The sequence below is a fragment of the Mesobacillus boroniphilus JCM 21738 genome, from assembly GCF_000517385.1.
Classification (GTDB): domain Bacteria; phylum Bacillota; class Bacilli; order Bacillales; family Cytobacillaceae; genus Mesobacillus; species Mesobacillus boroniphilus.
The window spans coordinates 1-15,925 of the sequence record NZ_BAUW01000011.1; the positions used below are offsets into that span (position 1 = coordinate 1).

The window sequence follows — 15,925 nt, forward strand, 5'->3', positions numbered from 1 at the left end:
AATTAGGGAGGAATCGTACCCTTATGCAGGGTGACCGGTCCCTATAAGGGTACAATTAGAGTGGAATCGTACCCTTATGCAGGGTGACCGGTCCCTATAAGGGTACAATTAGGGAAGAATCGTACCCTTATGCGCCGTTTTTAGTCCTCATAAGATGCTTATAAAATCTAAGCACGCCTTATTAAGAGTTCAAGCATTAAAAATATGATTAAAGTCGCTGGGCGCATTATAACTTTAATTTTTTCAATACGATTCTTTCGATTGTTTTCCAAGGGAGATAGTTCTTTAATTGAAGCATGGTCTTGACTCCTTGTCCGATAGGGTACCTCAGGTTTGGTGTGCTTTCATTTAAAGCAATTGTTGCTGCAAGCCTGGCAACATCGAGTGGATCTCCATAAGAATCTTGCCCGGCTGTTAATGTTTTCATTATCGAATCCTTCAGCAATTCATATGGTGAATCATTTGGCAGTGATACATTTTCGATGCTTTGCCAGATGTTTGTTTTGTAAGAACCCGGTTCGATAAGGATTACATCAATTCCAAAGGGTTTTAGCTCGAGCCTTAAACTTTCGCTGTATCCTTCAAGAGCATGTTTTGATGCAACGTAGGCAGACAACCCGGGGAATCCAAATCTGCCGCTGATGCTGCTCATATTGATGATTTTACCCGATCTCTGCCTGCGCATGACGGGAAGGACAGCCTGCGTGACAGCAATAACACCAAAGAAGTTCGTTTCAAATTGACTTCGATATTCATCCACTGTAAGTTCCTCAGAAAATCCACCCTGAGCATATCCCGCATTGTTGACGAGCACATTTACAGAAACAAGGGATTGCACAAACACTTTAAATTTCTCGATTGATTCTTGCATAGTAACATCCAATGGAAAAACAATTATCTTATCTGCCACATTTTCAGCGGCTGCTAGTTTTAGCAAGTGTCCTTTTTTATTGAGGTTTCTCATTGTTGCGATCACCTGAAAACCTGATTTTGCCAACTCGATGGCGATCAATTCACCAAATCCGCCTGAGGAGCCTGTTACAATGGCTGTTTTCAAATATTTCACCTTCTTAACTGTCTTTTTTACTATATTACAGTTAAAAAATTATTTTGAATATGAACTTATGTATCTTTCTAGCATTCATGGAAAAAATCTAATACTGTGGATTTTCCATGAAAAGGAGCATGCTTATGACGAAGTTAGAAGCGCTCAAAGTCCTCAATCTCATTGAAAAAGTTTATCCGCTTATAACATTGAAGAGTGAAACGATTCTTATGTGGATGGCCAAATGTGAGTCAATGGATTACAGCAAGGTGTTAAATAACCTGGCCGTTCATATAAGGAGTAATCCCTTTCCTCCCGCAGTAAAGGAGATCTTAGGGAAATCTTCTAATGATGGCATACATTTTGAGTGGTTAGAGGAATATTCAATTAGACCAGAAAAGACAAAAGATTTTTGCAAATAGCAAATTTTTAGTGAGAAAACTAATAATTGCGTTTGATATTCGATAAGTCGGGTAATTTTTCAGATGAAAATTAAGATTCATTAGTTAAAGGAGGTAATGGGCATTTAGAAAAGTTTCCACCAGTTAACGTTGTATAAAAAATTATCAACAAATATTATTACCTGGTCTTAATGAGTAAAACATTGATAAATCAGGGTTTTAGGGAAGGGTTTTATCGAAACATGACATTTGTCATGTGTCATACATGACACCTGCTACTGCACAGAATCATTTCCCTTATTTATAATTTGGTTAACTAACAAATCCGAAAGGGGAATTTATATCAAGATGGCAAATCACAACGCAAAAGAACTTAGAAAACAGGTCGCCCCTTATGAAAGCTCTAACATTAAAGATAGTATTATTCAAATAATCAATACGGTCATTCCATTTTTAGTTTTATGGTTTCTGGCCTACCAAAGCCTTGAGATTTCCTATTTATTAACTATTGGAATTGCTGTCCTTGCAGCTGGTTTCATGATCAGGATCTTCATTATCTTCCATGACTGTACGCACCATTCATTCTTTAGAAATCGTACAGCAAACAAAGTGGTTGGTACACTCACAGGAGTTTTGACATTGTTCCCTTATAGCCAATGGGGACATGAACATTCTGTTCATCATGCAACGAGCAGCAACTTGGACAAGCGAGGGACAGGGGACATCTGGGTCCTGACAGTCGATGAATATATGGCTGCCCCAATGTGGACGAAACTCGCGTACAGACTGTATCGTAACCCTTTTGTGATGTTTGTACTAGGCCGATTTATATCGTTTTGATCACGAACCGTTTTAATCGTAAAGGTGCAAGGATGAAGGAGCGCCTGAACACTTATTTAACGAATGTGTTGATTTTCGGAATTTCTGGTCTTATGATTTGGGCAATTGGCTGGAAGGCATTCTTAATGGTTGAAGGTCCAATATTCTTCATTGCTGGAATGTTTGGCATTTGGCTATTCTATGTACAGCATACATTCGAAGATTCATATTTCGAAGCTGATAAAGATTGGGAATACGTGAGAGCTGCGGTAGAAGGAAGCTCTTATTATCAACTGCCTAAGGTACTCCAGTGGATAACAGGCAACATTGGATATCACCATGTACACCATCTAAGCCCGAGTTCCCAATTATAAACTTGAAGATGTCCACAAGAATACGAAGCCTTTACAGAATGTCCCGACAATAACACTTTCTACAAGTTTAACATCGCTGAAATTCCGTTTATGGGATGAACGGAAAAAGCAGTTTATCAGCTTCAAGGAAATGAAGGCATATGAGCGAAACAGTAAATTGACGACTCAGACAAAGCCTGAACTATAAAATCAACTCCCCTTATTCCAGGATCGGATCACTCCAGGGATAAGGGGAGTAATTTTTTGTGAGCTGACAAATTTTCTTATGTTAAAATAAAATCAGTTAGATAAAAAGCAGAGGTTCTGATATGATTAAAAAATTTCTCAATTCACTTAGAAGTACGGGGATATCACCATACATTTGGACGATTCTTGGTATATTGCCTTTTTACTTCATATGGCAGCAACCAACAACAATCGGCAAAGTGGTCGGCATCATTCTGACTCTATTGTTCTTTCTCGTCTACTGGGTGGCCTTTGTTTCGAAAGGCTGGACGGTTTATCTTTGGACTGGTATTTTAATAGGAATTTCCATAGCGTCAACAAGTTTGTTCAGTTACATATATTTCGCTTTTTTTATCGCGTATTTTATCGGGAATATTAAAGACCGGATTCCATTCCTTGTACTATATTTCATCCATCTGGTAGGAACATCAATCGTGATTAACTTAGAAATTGTCCTTAAGGAGGACTTTTTCATCAGACAGCTGCCAATCATTGTGATTGTATGGATCGGTGTCATACTACTACCGTTTAGTATCCATAACAGAAATGAAAGAGGAGAGTTGGAAGAGAAACTGGAGGATGCGAACAAACGGATTTCAGATTTGGTAAAAATTGAAGAGCGACAGAGGATTGCCCGTGATTTACATGATACCCTCGGTCAAAAATTGTCCCTGATAGGACTCAAAAGTGACTTAGCACGGAAGTTAATCAATAAAGATCCAGAACTGGCAAAAGAAGAATTGAAGGATGTCCAGCAGACGGCGAGGACCGCACTAAATGAAGTGAGAAAAATGGTTGCCGAAATGAGGGGGATCCGGGTCCGCGACGAATTGGTACATGTCAGCCAAATGTTAAATGCTGCTGAGATCAAGTTTATCTGGGATGAAGAGGAATTCAATCTCAACAATGTATCCTTGCTGTCAGAAAATATTCTGAGCATGTGTTTAAAAGAAGCAGTTACGAACATAGTAAAGCATAGTGAAGCATCAACCTGCAGCATCTCCATAAAGCAAACAGAGAAGGAATTGGTTGCAGAAGTAAGCGATAATGGGGTCGGAAATATAACAGATGAGGACCTATATAAGGGCAGTGGACTTCATGGCATGAGAGAACGTCTCGATTTCGTGAATGGCACCCTTGATATATTTTCTCGGGACGGTACGACTCTGTTAATAAGGATACCTAAAGTATTAAAACAAACTGGCAGGGAGGACCTGGTATGATTCGGATTGTCATCGCGGAGGACCAGCGCATGCTGCTGGGAGCATTAGGCTCCCTGTTGAATCTTGAGAATGATATGAAAGTCGTGGGAAAGGCGAGCAATGGAGAGGAAGCTGTCGCGCTTGCGAAAGAGCTTAAGCCGGATATCTGCGTAATGGATATTGAAATGCCTGGAAAAACTGGCCTGGAAGCGGCTGAAGAATTGAAGGGGCTGGGATGCAAAATTATAATTCTAACGACATTTGCACGTTCTGGATATTTTCAGCGAGCGCTGAAAGCTGGTGTGAGTGGGTATTTGCTGAAGGATAGCCCGTCTGAGGAGCTTGCAAGTTCGATTCGCAGTGTAATGGGTGGAAGACGTGTTTACGCACCCGAACTCATGGACGATGTATACAGTGAAGAAAATCCGTTGACTGATCGGGAAATGGAAGTGCTTGAGCTTGTAGCCGATGGGAAAAATACGAAGGAAATCGCGGGTCAACTCAGTATCACGACAGGCACAGTACGAAATTATATTTCAACAATCCTGGATAAGCTACAAGTTACCAACAGGATTGAAGCAATCACTCAGTCAAAGGAAAAAGGATGGTTTAAATAGTAAAAAGAGCCTGAAAATCAGGCTCTATTTATTTATAAAATACCTTATCAATATTGTACTTTGCTTTAAGTACGTTGATTGCATAGGTTTCATAGATTTCTCTGTCTATAGGATCGACCACGGTAATGACAGCAATCTTATTGACTTCATGACGATGGTTTTTAATAGGGGAAACATTATCCTCGAAATGTTTTTTTACGCGAGGTCTAAGCTTACGCGCTTTCCCCACAAACATCAATTCATCGTCTGCGTCGAAGAACATGATGATCCCGCCTTTATCCCTTGGAATCCTGTGGTAATCGGTAAAACCATATTCACTGCTGATGACCGCTTCAACCTTTTCACCTAATTGCTTGCTTCGTGTAATGACTACATCTGGTGCAGGCAGTTCAATCTTAATCACTAATAATCACTTCCTATTCTTCAATTAGTAAATCGTACCACAGCCAAATATGAAAATCCACATATTATTATTTTACCCAAACAGAAAGTGCCTGACCCCAAAATGGATAAGCTTCAATCAATATAAAACTTGATATTTTCTTGCCCAAAAAGCAATAATGAGAAGGATGGCTGGTATAATTCAGCCTATTAAAGAAAGCAGGGATTGAATTTGAATCAATTTAGATCTTTAGGTATTTCAGAACAGCTTGCAGACACACTAAACCAACAGGGAATTTCCGAGCCTACACCAATTCAGGCGAAGGCAATACCGTTCTTGCTCAATGGCAAGGATGTCATTGCGCAGTCACAGACGGGTACAGGGAAAACCTTTGCTTTCGTTCTGCCAATCCTGGAGAAAATCGATATCGAGAAATCATATATTCAGGCACTGATCGTTACACCTACAAGAGAGCTTGCGTTGCAGATTACCCATGAAGTTAAAAAACTGCTTGAGGGAAAAGATGGAATAAATGTTCTTGCTGTCTACGGGGGACAGGATGTCGAATCACAACTGAAAAAGCTAAAGAAAAACATCCATATCGTCATCGGTACCCCTGGAAGATTGCTTGACCATATCCGCAGGGAAACAGTCGATTTTTCCAAAGCAGCTTTTCTTGTACTTGATGAAGCAGATCAAATGCTTCATATCGGGTTCTTGAACGAGGTCGAAGAAATAATCAAGCAGACCCCCAAAACAAGGCAAACATTACTCTTTTCCGCGACAATGCCGAACGAAATCAAAAGGTTGGCTAAACAACATATGTACAAGCCTGAATACATCCAGGTTGAGAAAACCCAGGCTCCGCTCGAAAACATCAAACAAATTGCCATTAGCACAACCGACAGGGCAAAACAAAATGATTTAATAGAATCACTTAGCTTGTATCAGCCGTTTTTAGGTGTGATTTTCTGCAGGACGAAAAGAAGGGTCAGCAAGCTGAATGACGCTTTGAAAGCAAACCATATCAATTGTGATGAGCTGCATGGAGACCTCTCTCAGGCAAAAAGGGAACAGGTCATGAAAAAGTTCCGTGAAGCAAAAATTCAATACCTGATTGCTACCGATATTGCGGCAAGGGGGCTAGATGTTGAAGGAGTCACACATGTTCTCAATTATGACATCCCTCTGGATACAGAAAGCTACATCCACCGAATCGGCCGCACGGGCAGGGCAGGAAGTGAAGGCTCGCGATAACGTTTTATTCGCCAAAAGATAGACCGTTGTTGGACCAGATTGAAACGGAGCTCAATATTAGAATCGAAAAGAAAAATATGGGGAACACAAAAAAAGGTGTAACCCGAACAGATGAAAATAATGCCGGTAATAAAAGCAAGCGGAGATCAGGTGATTACAAGGGAAAGAATTCCAGATCCAGAAGACGAAATGATAAAAAGCCTGAGAGGGATCACCGGGGTGAAAAAATAAGTAAAGAGCCAGTTTCCCGGAGACGAACAGAAGATAGACGTGAAGCTCGGTACGGCGGGCCGGTCCTTAGGGATAGGGAACAGCCATCATCAAGGCATGAACGAAGAAGCTTTCCTGAAGGACAGCAATTAAGTTCACCTCGTACGGGTGGAAGAAATACGGAAAATCCTTCAACCCGTCTTGGTGATGAACGAAGAAGTCGAGAAAAACCTAAACATCAGGAACTGGGAAGAGAGAGAAGGAACTCCAGCTCACCTGGAAGCCGAACAACAAAAAGTAGCGGTTCAAGAAACCGAAGGAGCAGGTAGTATACACTAAAATAGACCACGGATATGCGGTCTATTTTAGTGTTCAAGCAACGCTTGTCGTGGCTGACCAAGGCGCTTCCGCTTTTATGTTAATGTTGTTTATTTGGAAGCTTGTCGCTTGGATTTTCTTTTCCCTGCCTCTTTTTATTTTGTTCGTCTTTCCTCTGTTTATCATGAAGCTTCTGAACAAATTCGTGGGTATTCTCCATTACAGTACCTCCTGTTATAAATGACTCGTCGTTACTTTTTCCATTACCGATTCAATTCATTCATGTAATTTAAACACCGTTATAGTAAAATAATGATTATATTCAAGAATGTCTGGAGTGATTAAAATTGCGAATTGAAGATATTTATGAAAATCTGCCGCAGCTAGAAACAGAGCGCCTGATTTTAAGGAAAATCAGGCGGGAGGATATTGATGATATACATATTTATGCTTCCAACCCGGAGGTATCAAAATATGTCTTCTGGGAAGCGCATGAAACAAGGGCGGCCACTGAGGAATATGTGAAAAGGATTCTTTCTCTATATAAAGAAAGGAAAATTGCTCCGTGGGGCATCCACTATAAAGAGGACAACAAACTTATTGGCACCGTTGACTTTGTTTCCTGGCAGCCACAACATAAAACTGCAGAAATCGGTTACGCTCTCTCCATGGAATACTGGGGGAGAGGAATTGCAACGGAAGCAGCCAAAGAGTTGATAAGATACGGAATGAATGAAATGGAATTAGTAAGGATTCAGGCAAAAGCCCTTGTTACAAACAAAGGTTCAGAACGTGTTATGGAAAAAGCTGGAATGAAATTCGAAGGCATCTTAAGAAAATTTATTTATTTCAAAGGTGTCCATCATGACGTAAAGATGTATTCAATTATAAAAGAGGACGCTTCACTTTGAGCGCCTTTAGATATCTTTTTCGAAAATATAAACTTTGGCATTTTCAGGCCTATTAAATTTGGGGCCTGAAAATCCTCTTTTTAGTAACTCCTTCCTCATGAACATCATGATTCCACCGTGGCCGACAATCAAAATATCCTCACCCTGAACTAGTGCTTCATCCAACACTCTGTTTATACGCGAGATGACTTCTTTTTTACTTTCCTTTTGTGATTTATGTCCCAAAAACCAGGCAAGTCTGATTAAAGTGACATGAAGCCAGAGAGGCAGGCGCATTTCGGTATGCATGACTGGGTATAGTGACATCTCCCGCAAGTCCTCAAAGAGAATAATATTTCCTTCAAAAGCCCTGGATGCAGTAATTTTCGCTCTCTCTAAATCACTTGAGTAACATTTAGTCCACTTTTGTCCCTGATGATCGATATCAACTTCCTCGATTCTTGATTCATTATACTCCTGTTGCCAAATAAGAAGCTCTTGGGAGGTGACAAGCTTTTTTGGATAGCCCAATGAGACTTTAAAATGACGTAACAATCCGATTTTCATTTTTAATCACCCTAATCAATGTAGTATTGTTATTAATTCACCAGATGTCTCCCGAATACCTTCAAGAATTATCCGGGATAGTTCAAGCGAAAATAGGAACTTTAAAAGTAGGAGGTGTATAGATTGCCAAGAGGAAAAGAACTTGAACAGCTGCCAATGGCTAATACTATGCCTGGTGCGGGGAAAGAACGCAGTAAGTTTGATCGTGATGTATTAACCGGGATTAACACCGATGTGAGAGATGTGAGACCCATTCCAGCAAAAGTGAAACAAGAAAATCAGAAGTAATAACTAAAGTTAACTTGAAGGTTTGAGCCTTCAAGTTTTTCTTTAAGTAGAGTCTAAAATTCAACTTTTAATCGAAACAAGGTTGATATTATGCTTAAACCATTATATTATTAAGTCGGAAACGTAAACGTTTACGTAAAGGGTTTGATAGTTAATGAGTTATACCATAAAAGACGTAGCAAAACATGCAAATGTCTCGATTGCTACTGTATCAAGGGTCCTCAATGGTCAGGGCGGTTATTCAAAAGCAACAGAAGATAAAGTCCATCTTGCGATAAAAGAGCTAGGCTACCAGCCAAACGCATTTGCCCGAGGTTTAATCAGTAATAAATCCAATACAATAGGAATCCTTTTCCCAGAAGTTTCGAGCCAATTTTCTTCCAAAATCCTTCGAGGTGTTGAAGAAGCAGCCCATCGTCTCGATTCGAGCGTGATTGTCTGCAATACGGCATCACATGGACAGAGAACGATGAAGTACTTACAGCTTTTAACCGAAAAAAGGATTGACGGTATCCTGTTTGTTAGTGAAATGATAACTGAAGAGTATTATAAAAAGATTGAGTCAATGCAGGTACCGGTTGTTCTTATCTCGACTGAATCCTATCAGTATCCATTGCCTTACGTAAAAGTTGATGATAAACATGCGGCCTTCACCGCGACTGATTATTTGGTAAAAATGGGGCATAGTAAAATCGGAATGATCAGTGGAAATAAAGATGACATAATAGCTGGCCAGCCGCGAATAGACGGCTTTAAGCAAGCGTTAGCTCAAAGAGGACTAGCCATTAAAGATGAAAATATAATCCACTCAAATGGATTTTCATTTAATGATGGTTTTACTGGTTTGCGGAGACTCCTTGAACAATCCCCGGATTTGACTGCATTATTTGCCGCCAGCGATGCATTGGCCCTAGGAGCGATATCTGCTGCTTATAAGCTTGGCATTAAAATACCCGAGAACCTTTCAATAATCGGCTATGATAATTTACCTATTGCAGAGATGGCGATTCCGCCGCTTACAACAGTTGCTCAGCCATTGGAAGAAATGGGTATTGTTGCAGCAGAAATGCTATTTACGATGATGAACCAAGGTAGAAGAGTTGAAAGCAGGATTATGTCTCACTCTGTTATTGAACGGGAAAGCGTGAAAAAAGTTAATCTTACATGATGCGTAAACGTTTACTAAGACAGTCATAACATTGATTTTTTCTTCGCAGACTCATTCTGATACCCATATTTATCTTGGAATAGGAGCTCTTTTAGGGAGATTTTTGAATGAGGAATGAATTAACTTTCATGATAGCAACAAATTTTAAATAAGAGAGCCTTTTACTAAAGAAATTAGTTTGGAGTGGTTTTTTTGAAAAAGCATTGGTGGAAAGAATCAGTCATTTATCAAATATATCCGAGAAGCTTCATGGATTCCAATGGCGACGGGATTGGTGATATTCCTGGGATCATCTCAAAGCTTGACTATTTAAAAGACCTGGGAGTAGATGTCATTTGGCTCTCACCAGTTTACAAGTCTCCAAATGATGATAATGGTTATGATATAAGTGATTATCGTGAAATCATGGATGATTTTGGAACGATGGCAGACTGGGAGCTTCTATTAAAAGAAATGCATGACAGAGGTTTGAAGCTGATCATGGACCTTGTCGTTAACCATAGTCTGATGAACACCAGTGGTTTGTTGAATCTAGAAAATCGAAAGATAATCCATATCGTGACTATTACATTTGGAGACCTGGAAAGGATGGAAAAGAACCGAATAACTGGCAGTCAACATTCAGTGGTTCAGCCTGGCAGTTCGATGAAAATACCGGGGAGTACTATCTGCATATTTTCAGTAAAAAACAACCGGATTTGAATTGGGAAAACTCTAAACTTCGCCAGGAAGTGTATGACATGATGAAATTCTGGCTGGATAAAGGCATAGATGGGTTCAGGATGGATGTTATCAACTTCATTTCGAAAGTAGATGGCCTTCCTGATGCTCCAAACCCTGAAGGGAAAAAATATGTTTCTGGAAGCAGATATTTCATGAATGGTCCTAAAATTCATGATTACCTGCAGGAAATGCATAGAGAAGCACTTGCTCAATATGATGTAATGACAGTGGGTGAAATGCCGGGTGCCAATGTTGAAGAGGCTAAGCTTTACACAGATGATTCCAGAAACGAATTGAATATGGTATTCCAATTCGAGCATGTGGACCTGGATTCAGGTCCTGGAGGAAAATGGGATCTTAAACCTCTTAAGCTAACCGATTTAAAAAACAACTTCACTAAATGGCAAAAGGGTCTCGAAGATATTGGGTGGAACAGCCTTTACCTTAATAATCATGACCAGCCAAGGATGGTATCACGATTCGGTGACGATAAGGAATACCGGGTGGAGTCGGCCAAAATGCTTGGAACTTTCCTTCATATGCTGAAAGGAACTCCTTATATTTATCAAGGGGAAGAAATCGGGATGACAAATGTACGATTTGATTCCATCGAAGAGTACAAGGATATTGAAACCCTTAATATGTACAACGAGAAAGTGAACCAAAATGGAGAAGATCCTGCGAAGGTGATGGAGTCGATCTATGTAAAAGGACGCGACAATGCCCGGACTCCTTTCCAATGGGATAATAGCGAACATGGAGGATTTACGACCGGTAGCCCATGGCTTCAGGTAAATCCAAACTATACGGCAATTAATGCAAAGCAAGCTGTGGAAGATGAAAGTTCCATTTACCACTATTACCGAAAGCTAATCAATCTTCGTAAAGAGCAACCGGTCATTGTCCATGGCAGCTATGACATTCTCGTTCCTGAGGATGAGAGTTTATATGTTTATACAAGAACACTGGATTCGCAAAAATTACTTGTCTTATTGAATTTTACAAATGAGAATCAGATCTTTGATGTTCCGGCTGACCTGCAAGGCAAGAAAAATACAATATTAATTTCAAATTATGAAGTAAACACAGAATACGGATCTTCCATTTCATTGAAGCCGTATGAAGCAATTGTATACCTGATCCAGGATTAATCTTTTAAAAGGCTGCTATTTTGCAGCCTTTTTTATGGATTAGGAAATTAAGGAAATTATAAAATGTTTTCAATGTAGATAACTATAATGGGTTTTCTTAATCCAGCTCCAGCGCCTAGCCCCTCGAGTCGCATGTCTAGTTTCGCCTCCTAGAAACTCCGAAACTTCAACTCCGCCGGCAGAAGCAAAAAGCGCTTCTTTGTCGGAGTCTCCAGTTTCTGCGTTTCTGAACAGTCGGCTATACATTTCGATTTCAGTCCGCCCAATGAAGTCAAAGAACGACTTCACTGGTCGGCCCTCCAGCGCTTGTCGGGGCTGAACGAGGCGCTTGCGCTTTTTGTTCTTTTTTATCAAAATGTATAAAACTTAGACTAAAGTCGTAGAAAATATCAAGCTTCTCTATGAGGTATGGTTTTCTTCAAAATCTTAAGATAAAAACAAGAAGAAAACTAAGGAGGAAGTTGAACATGATAAAAAATAAAGTAGTAATGATTACAGGTGTAACCCAGGGATTAGGAAAAGCACTGATGCTTAGGTTCGCAAAGGGTGGCGCGAAGCTGGCTGTTTGCGCTCGAAGGGAAAAAGAACTTGAAGTAGTAAAAAAAGAAGCGGAATCTTATGGGGCAGTGGTGCTGGCAATAACAGCTGATGTATCGGTGCCGCGCGAAGCTGAAAAGTTTGTTGCCCAGACACTTGAAACATTCGGACAAATTGATGTCCTGATCAATAACGCCTCAATCCTGGGGCCCAGTCCAATGCCACTACTGATGGATTATCCTGAGGAAGATTTCGCTGAAGTCATCAAGGTGAACAGCATCAGCCCTTTCATGATAACAAGAAGGGTACTACCTGCGATGCTTATACAAGGTGAAGGATCAGTTATAAATGTAACTTCAGAAGCTGGCCATTCTAGGAAAAAATAAGGAACGGAACCACCCATTGTGTTTTCCGTTCCTTATTTTTTATTTCCCATTTTTTTACTATAGTAAGAAAGCTTATTCGGTATTTTCTCATGATTGTATAAATGAGATAGTATACAACCATCCCGAAAAGAATGATATTAATGATCATTCCTATGAAAAAACGGCACCTAAATGGATTACGGCATCTAATCCATGAGAGGGCAAACCCGCTGCCGAGGGAAAGATACCATAAGGTAAAAGGGTTTCACCGACTATAACATTCAAATAAAATAAGAACGGGAAAAGCCAAATGAGTGCTACACCGCTAATGAAACCGGCTATCGGATTCCCTTTGAAGAGTTTGGCCCCCACGGTCGAAAGTATAGGCCCCATGCCGAATGATGGGATGAAGTGGATTAAAAAACCAAGGGTAAACCCTAAAGATACATTATGTGCGTTCTCTTTTATTCTAAATAATTTTATAAGAAGGAATTTTAGTCTACGCAAGTTCTTATTGATCATAATTCACCAGCCCCAAATTAGTATACAATTTGATGAATCATTTTAATACCCTCTTTGTCAAATTACTTCCATGCAGATATATTCTTTGAATTTCAGAAAAGAATTTTCTCGTTAACCTCTACTCATAATGAGAAAAAATGATATAGTTAAACTATATTTTCGGCGATTCTATAATAAAATAAACATGATTATTAGGTGACTGGGGTAAAAATAGGCATAAGCAGAATTGAGAAAAAGTTCGGAGAGTGATGACAACTGATGCGGTTTACAAAAATGATTCCCAATATGTTCACGCTTGGGAATCTGTATTGCGGTTTTCTATCAATTGGATTTGCGGCTAACGGCCAATTCAACAATGCAGCGATATTAATTTTAATAGGCATGATGTTGGACAGCATGGACGGAAGGCTGGCGAGGATGCTTAAAGCGGACAGCCAGCTCGGTAAGGAGCTTGATTCACTGGCAGATATTGTCACATTTGGTGTAGCGCCATCGTTCCTGGTTTATTATACATACTTTTATCAATTCGGATTATTGGGCTTGATGGTAGCGGGACTATTCCCGTTATTCGGAGCTTATCGCCTGGCGAGGTTCAATATCAGTACTGATAAATCTTCGCTTAATTACTTTATTGGGGTGCCTATCACCGCCGCTGGCGGAATTATGGCCATCCTCACGTTATTTGGTAATTTGATTCCAAATATCGTTACTACAGTTGTCTTTACGGCACTGAGTTTCTTAATGGTAAGCAGAATCAGGATTCCAAGCTTCAAGGAAGTTCCGCTCCCTAAGTATGGAACAATCGTGACAATTTTCCTCGGATCATTGTTGTTCGTCATTTGGAAAGGGACATACAGCCAATTTCCTTACTTGATTTATATCGCAACTCCGCTCTATGTAGCGTATTTGGCCTATCGATTTGTAAAGGGAAAAAATAAGAATAATATTGATTAGTATAAGAAAAGCGTAAGCGTCTTGGGCAGCTCCGACAAGCGTTGGAGGTCCTGACAGTGAAGTCGTTCTTTGACTTCATTGGCAGGACCGAAACGACTCGAGCTGCTCCAAGCTAACGCTTCTCGCAAGATACTCCCGGAAGCAATTTCAGGATGAAAACTGGCTAGACGCTGGAGCTAGACACTAATCTTAGTGGGAAAACTGTATACTTTCTTACAAAGTTAAAAAGCCTTTGCTATTTCAGCAAAGGCTTTTCACATTAATGTTTATTAATTTCTGGACGAGTTGTTAAATGCACGTGATACGTCTTCTTTTATATCACCAGCTGTTTCTTTCAGTTTTCCTTTTCCCTTATCTAGGCGGCCTTCAGCTTCCATAGATTCATTGTCGGTCAGTTTGCCGAATTGCTTCTTGGCTTCACCCTTCACCTGGTCAAATGCGCCTTTTGATTGCTTGTCATTCATAATTTTGGCCTCCTTTATTTAGGTATATTCCTTTATACCCTTTAAGATTGATGGCAAACTATTAAGTGTATATGATGAAAGGGGGGAATCTGAAATGAAGGATCATATCATGACTGTATTGAGTCAAATTGAAAAAGAATATGAGGTAAAAATACTTTATGCATGTGACGCCGGGAGCAGAGCGCTGGGATTTGCTTCAGGAGACAGTGATTATGATATCCGCTTCATTTATATTCATAAAAAAGATTGGTATTTATCAATAGATCAGCATAGGGATGTTATCGAAATACCAAAAAAGATCCGCTATCCATTATTGTTGATCCCAAATTAGATGTCGTCGGATGGGAACTTACCAAAACACTCAGGCTATTCCGCAAATCTAATCCTTCCTTGCTCGAATGGCTTAATTCCAAACATGTATATTTCCTTAACACTTGCCTGGTCGAAAAATTAAAGTTGATGCAGGATTCAGTCATTTCGCAAGTACCATACATAAACCATCACCTAAACCTGGCAAAAAGAAATTTCAATGAGCTTAAAAAGAAGAAGGAGTGGAGGGGGAAGGTATATCTATATATTCTCAGGTCAATCCTGTCAGCTAAATGGTTACAAATACATAGGCAAATACCACCAGTCGATTTCACGGAACTTTTAAGCATATTAGAAAACGCACTTGTAAAAAGGGAAGTGAAGGACTTACTTTGGAAGAAACAAAGCGGGGAACAATATTTAACTGAGAAAAACATGATTCTTAATGACTTCATAGAACAAGAAATTGAACTGCTTGCCAGTTATGCTAAATTTGCAAGTCAAAAACTTGACGACCCTACAAAAGAACTTAACGAATTATTTCAAGTAACACTTAAGGAAGTCTGGGAGTAATCCGCTTTTTGTTTGTAAGTGTTCTCTGTAATTCAAATGAATTTGGCCGGACTGCTTATGATGCAGTTCCGGCCATTTTTATTTCATTATTTCAACCTGGTCACCAGTTCGCAGGCCAGCCGCGTTAGCTTCATCAGTATCAATGTGCATATCAAGAGCGTAGGAATCTTTCACCCTTATAAGTACTTGATTGAGTAAACTTCCTTAACGGACCAAGAATCCTGACTGCGGAAAATTCCCCTTTTTGACCAATGACTCTTACTGTTTCATTCGCAGCAAATTACCCTGGCTGTGAAAGCTTTTTACCATTGGGCTTTTCCTTTCCGATTCCTTTTTGGAACCCGGTTACCAGATAAACGGGGAGAGCTGCCAAAGGGAACCCTTCCGTATGTAAATAAACGATAAGAACACTAATTAAGGCTGCAACAATCCACCCAATTAACTTGAAAGAATAACCCGCGGTCGCGATAAATAAGAGAATAGTCCAGCTTAATTCATTACTTCCATAAAAATAAACAGCAGTCTCAACCAGGATCAATAATGCAGCAGAGAAAATCAGTTGAT

General features: G+C 39.9%; 19 protein-coding genes and 3 pseudogenes. 14 read left to right on the top strand and 8 right to left on the bottom strand.

Annotated elements, in window-relative coordinates:
- Window positions 1–226: 226 nt before the first annotated feature.
- A complete protein-coding gene (locus JCM21738_RS05340; protein ID WP_023614135.1) occupies window positions 227–1,057 on the bottom strand; it encodes an SDR family oxidoreductase in 831 nt (276 codons plus the stop codon).
- A 134-nt stretch (window positions 1,058–1,191) separates the two neighbouring features.
- Between JCM21738_RS05340 and JCM21738_RS05345 the strand changes: the two genes are divergently transcribed.
- From JCM21738_RS05345 to JCM21738_RS05360, 4 genes and pseudogenes are all read left to right on the top strand, one after another.
- Window positions 1,192–1,467 carry a replicative helicase loader/inhibitor gene (locus JCM21738_RS05345; RefSeq protein ID WP_035209011.1) on the top strand — a complete coding sequence of 92 codons (276 nt, stop codon included), beginning with the start codon at window positions 1,192–1,194 and terminating at the stop codon, window positions 1,465–1,467.
- Between the two features lie 327 nt (window positions 1,468–1,794).
- Window positions 1,795–2,826, top strand: a pseudogene (gene desA / locus JCM21738_RS26615) (Delta(5) desaturase DesA).
- A 121-nt stretch (window positions 2,827–2,947) separates the two neighbouring features.
- Window positions 2,948–4,087 carry a sensor histidine kinase gene (locus JCM21738_RS05355; RefSeq protein WP_023614138.1) on the top strand — a complete coding sequence of 380 codons (1,140 nt, stop codon included), beginning with the start codon at window positions 2,948–2,950 and terminating at the stop codon, window positions 4,085–4,087.
- Entirely contained in the window at window positions 4,084–4,683 is a 600-nt protein-coding gene (locus JCM21738_RS05360; protein ID WP_023614139.1) for a response regulator transcription factor, read from the top strand. The genes JCM21738_RS05355 and JCM21738_RS05360 overlap by 4 nt, the downstream gene beginning before the upstream one ends.
- A gap of 28 nt (window positions 4,684–4,711) precedes the next feature.
- Here the strand turns inward: JCM21738_RS05360 and JCM21738_RS05365 are convergent, their stop codons facing one another.
- Window positions 4,712–5,086: a nucleotide excision repair endonuclease gene (locus JCM21738_RS05365; RefSeq protein ID WP_023614140.1), complete on the bottom strand. Its 375-nt coding sequence runs from the start codon at window positions 5,084–5,086 to the stop codon at window positions 4,712–4,714.
- Window positions 5,087–5,296: 210 nt separating this feature from the next.
- On the opposite strand from JCM21738_RS05365, the gene JCM21738_RS05370 reads away from it, so the two are divergent.
- Both JCM21738_RS05370 and JCM21738_RS27120 read left to right on the top strand, forming a co-directional pair.
- Window positions 5,297–6,322, top strand: coding sequence for a DEAD/DEAH box helicase (locus tag JCM21738_RS05370; protein ID WP_369385648.1), 1,026 nt, complete (start codon window positions 5,297–5,299; stop codon window positions 6,320–6,322).
- A gap of 29 nt (window positions 6,323–6,351) precedes the next feature.
- Window positions 6,352–6,861: a hypothetical protein gene (locus JCM21738_RS27120; protein WP_369385649.1), complete on the top strand. Its 510-nt coding sequence runs from the start codon at window positions 6,352–6,354 to the stop codon at window positions 6,859–6,861.
- 89 nt (window positions 6,862–6,950) lie between these two features.
- Here JCM21738_RS27120 and JCM21738_RS05375 read toward each other — a convergent pair whose 3' ends face one another.
- Entirely contained in the window at window positions 6,951–7,070 is a 120-nt protein-coding gene (locus tag JCM21738_RS05375; protein WP_023614142.1) for a DUF4023 domain-containing protein, read from the bottom strand.
- 127 nt (window positions 7,071–7,197) lie between these two features.
- On the opposite strand from JCM21738_RS05375, the gene JCM21738_RS05380 reads away from it, so the two are divergent.
- Window positions 7,198–7,761: a GNAT family N-acetyltransferase gene (locus tag JCM21738_RS05380; RefSeq protein ID WP_023614143.1), complete on the top strand. Its 564-nt coding sequence runs from the start codon at window positions 7,198–7,200 to the stop codon at window positions 7,759–7,761.
- 6 nt (window positions 7,762–7,767) lie between these two features.
- On the opposite strand, the gene JCM21738_RS05385 is transcribed toward JCM21738_RS05380, so the two are convergent.
- Window positions 7,768–8,307, bottom strand: a complete 540-nt coding sequence (locus JCM21738_RS05385) for a histidine phosphatase family protein (RefSeq protein WP_023614144.1) — start codon at window positions 8,305–8,307, stop codon at window positions 7,768–7,770.
- A gap of 123 nt (window positions 8,308–8,430) precedes the next feature.
- Here JCM21738_RS05385 and JCM21738_RS24715 point away from each other — a divergent pair, with 123 nt between their 5' ends.
- From JCM21738_RS24715 to JCM21738_RS05400, 3 genes and pseudogenes are all read left to right on the top strand, one after another.
- Window positions 8,431–8,595: a hypothetical protein gene (locus JCM21738_RS24715; RefSeq protein ID WP_035209017.1), complete on the top strand. Its 165-nt coding sequence runs from the start codon at window positions 8,431–8,433 to the stop codon at window positions 8,593–8,595.
- Between the two features lie 154 nt (window positions 8,596–8,749).
- Window positions 8,750–9,763 (top strand): LacI family DNA-binding transcriptional regulator, encoded by a 1,014-nt coding sequence (locus JCM21738_RS05395; RefSeq protein ID WP_023614146.1) that lies wholly within the window; start codon window positions 8,750–8,752, stop codon window positions 9,761–9,763.
- A gap of 192 nt (window positions 9,764–9,955) precedes the next feature.
- Window positions 9,956–11,637, top strand: a pseudogene (locus tag JCM21738_RS05400) (glycoside hydrolase family 13 protein).
- A gap of 69 nt (window positions 11,638–11,706) precedes the next feature.
- Here JCM21738_RS05400 and JCM21738_RS05405 read toward each other — a convergent pair.
- A complete protein-coding gene (locus tag JCM21738_RS05405; protein ID WP_023614148.1) occupies window positions 11,707–11,925 on the bottom strand; it encodes a hypothetical protein in 219 nt (72 codons plus the stop codon).
- A 179-nt stretch (window positions 11,926–12,104) separates the two neighbouring features.
- Here JCM21738_RS05405 and JCM21738_RS05410 point away from each other — a divergent pair, with 179 nt between their 5' ends.
- The gene (locus tag JCM21738_RS05410; RefSeq protein ID WP_023614149.1) at window positions 12,105–12,560 is read left to right on the top strand and encodes an SDR family NAD(P)-dependent oxidoreductase; all 456 of its coding nucleotides are present in this window, start codon (window positions 12,105–12,107) and stop codon (window positions 12,558–12,560) included.
- 150 nt (window positions 12,561–12,710) lie between these two features.
- Here the strand turns inward: JCM21738_RS05410 and JCM21738_RS05415 are convergent, their stop codons facing one another.
- Complete coding sequence (locus JCM21738_RS05415; RefSeq protein ID WP_052019567.1) at window positions 12,711–13,061, bottom strand: DUF2062 domain-containing protein; 351 nt, start codon at window positions 13,059–13,061, stop codon at window positions 12,711–12,713.
- A 258-nt stretch (window positions 13,062–13,319) separates the two neighbouring features.
- Here JCM21738_RS05415 and pssA point away from each other — a divergent pair, with 258 nt between their 5' ends.
- Window positions 13,320–14,015: a CDP-diacylglycerol--serine O-phosphatidyltransferase gene (gene pssA, locus JCM21738_RS05420; RefSeq protein WP_023614151.1), complete on the top strand. Its 696-nt coding sequence runs from the start codon at window positions 13,320–13,322 to the stop codon at window positions 14,013–14,015.
- A 269-nt stretch (window positions 14,016–14,284) separates the two neighbouring features.
- Here the strand turns inward: pssA and JCM21738_RS05425 are convergent, their stop codons facing one another.
- Entirely contained in the window at window positions 14,285–14,479 is a 195-nt protein-coding gene (locus tag JCM21738_RS05425; RefSeq protein ID WP_023614152.1) for a CsbD family protein, read from the bottom strand.
- Window positions 14,480–14,573: 94 nt separating this feature from the next.
- Here JCM21738_RS05425 and JCM21738_RS26620 point away from each other — a divergent pair, with 94 nt between their 5' ends.
- Entirely contained in the window at window positions 14,574–14,810 is a 237-nt protein-coding gene (locus JCM21738_RS26620; RefSeq protein WP_052019568.1) for a DNA polymerase beta superfamily protein, read from the top strand.
- Window positions 14,792–15,361 (top strand): DNA polymerase beta superfamily protein, encoded by a 570-nt coding sequence (locus JCM21738_RS23035; protein ID WP_256360176.1) that lies wholly within the window; start codon window positions 14,792–14,794, stop codon window positions 15,359–15,361. The genes JCM21738_RS26620 and JCM21738_RS23035 overlap by 19 nt, the downstream gene beginning before the upstream one ends.
- Window positions 15,362–15,439: 78 nt before the next feature.
- Here the strand turns inward: JCM21738_RS23035 and JCM21738_RS23040 are convergent.
- Window positions 15,440–15,692 (bottom strand): annotated as a pseudogene (locus tag JCM21738_RS23040) (PduL/EutD family phosphate acyltransferase); the annotation flags it as partial.
- Between the last annotated feature and the right edge of the window lie 233 nt (window positions 15,693–15,925).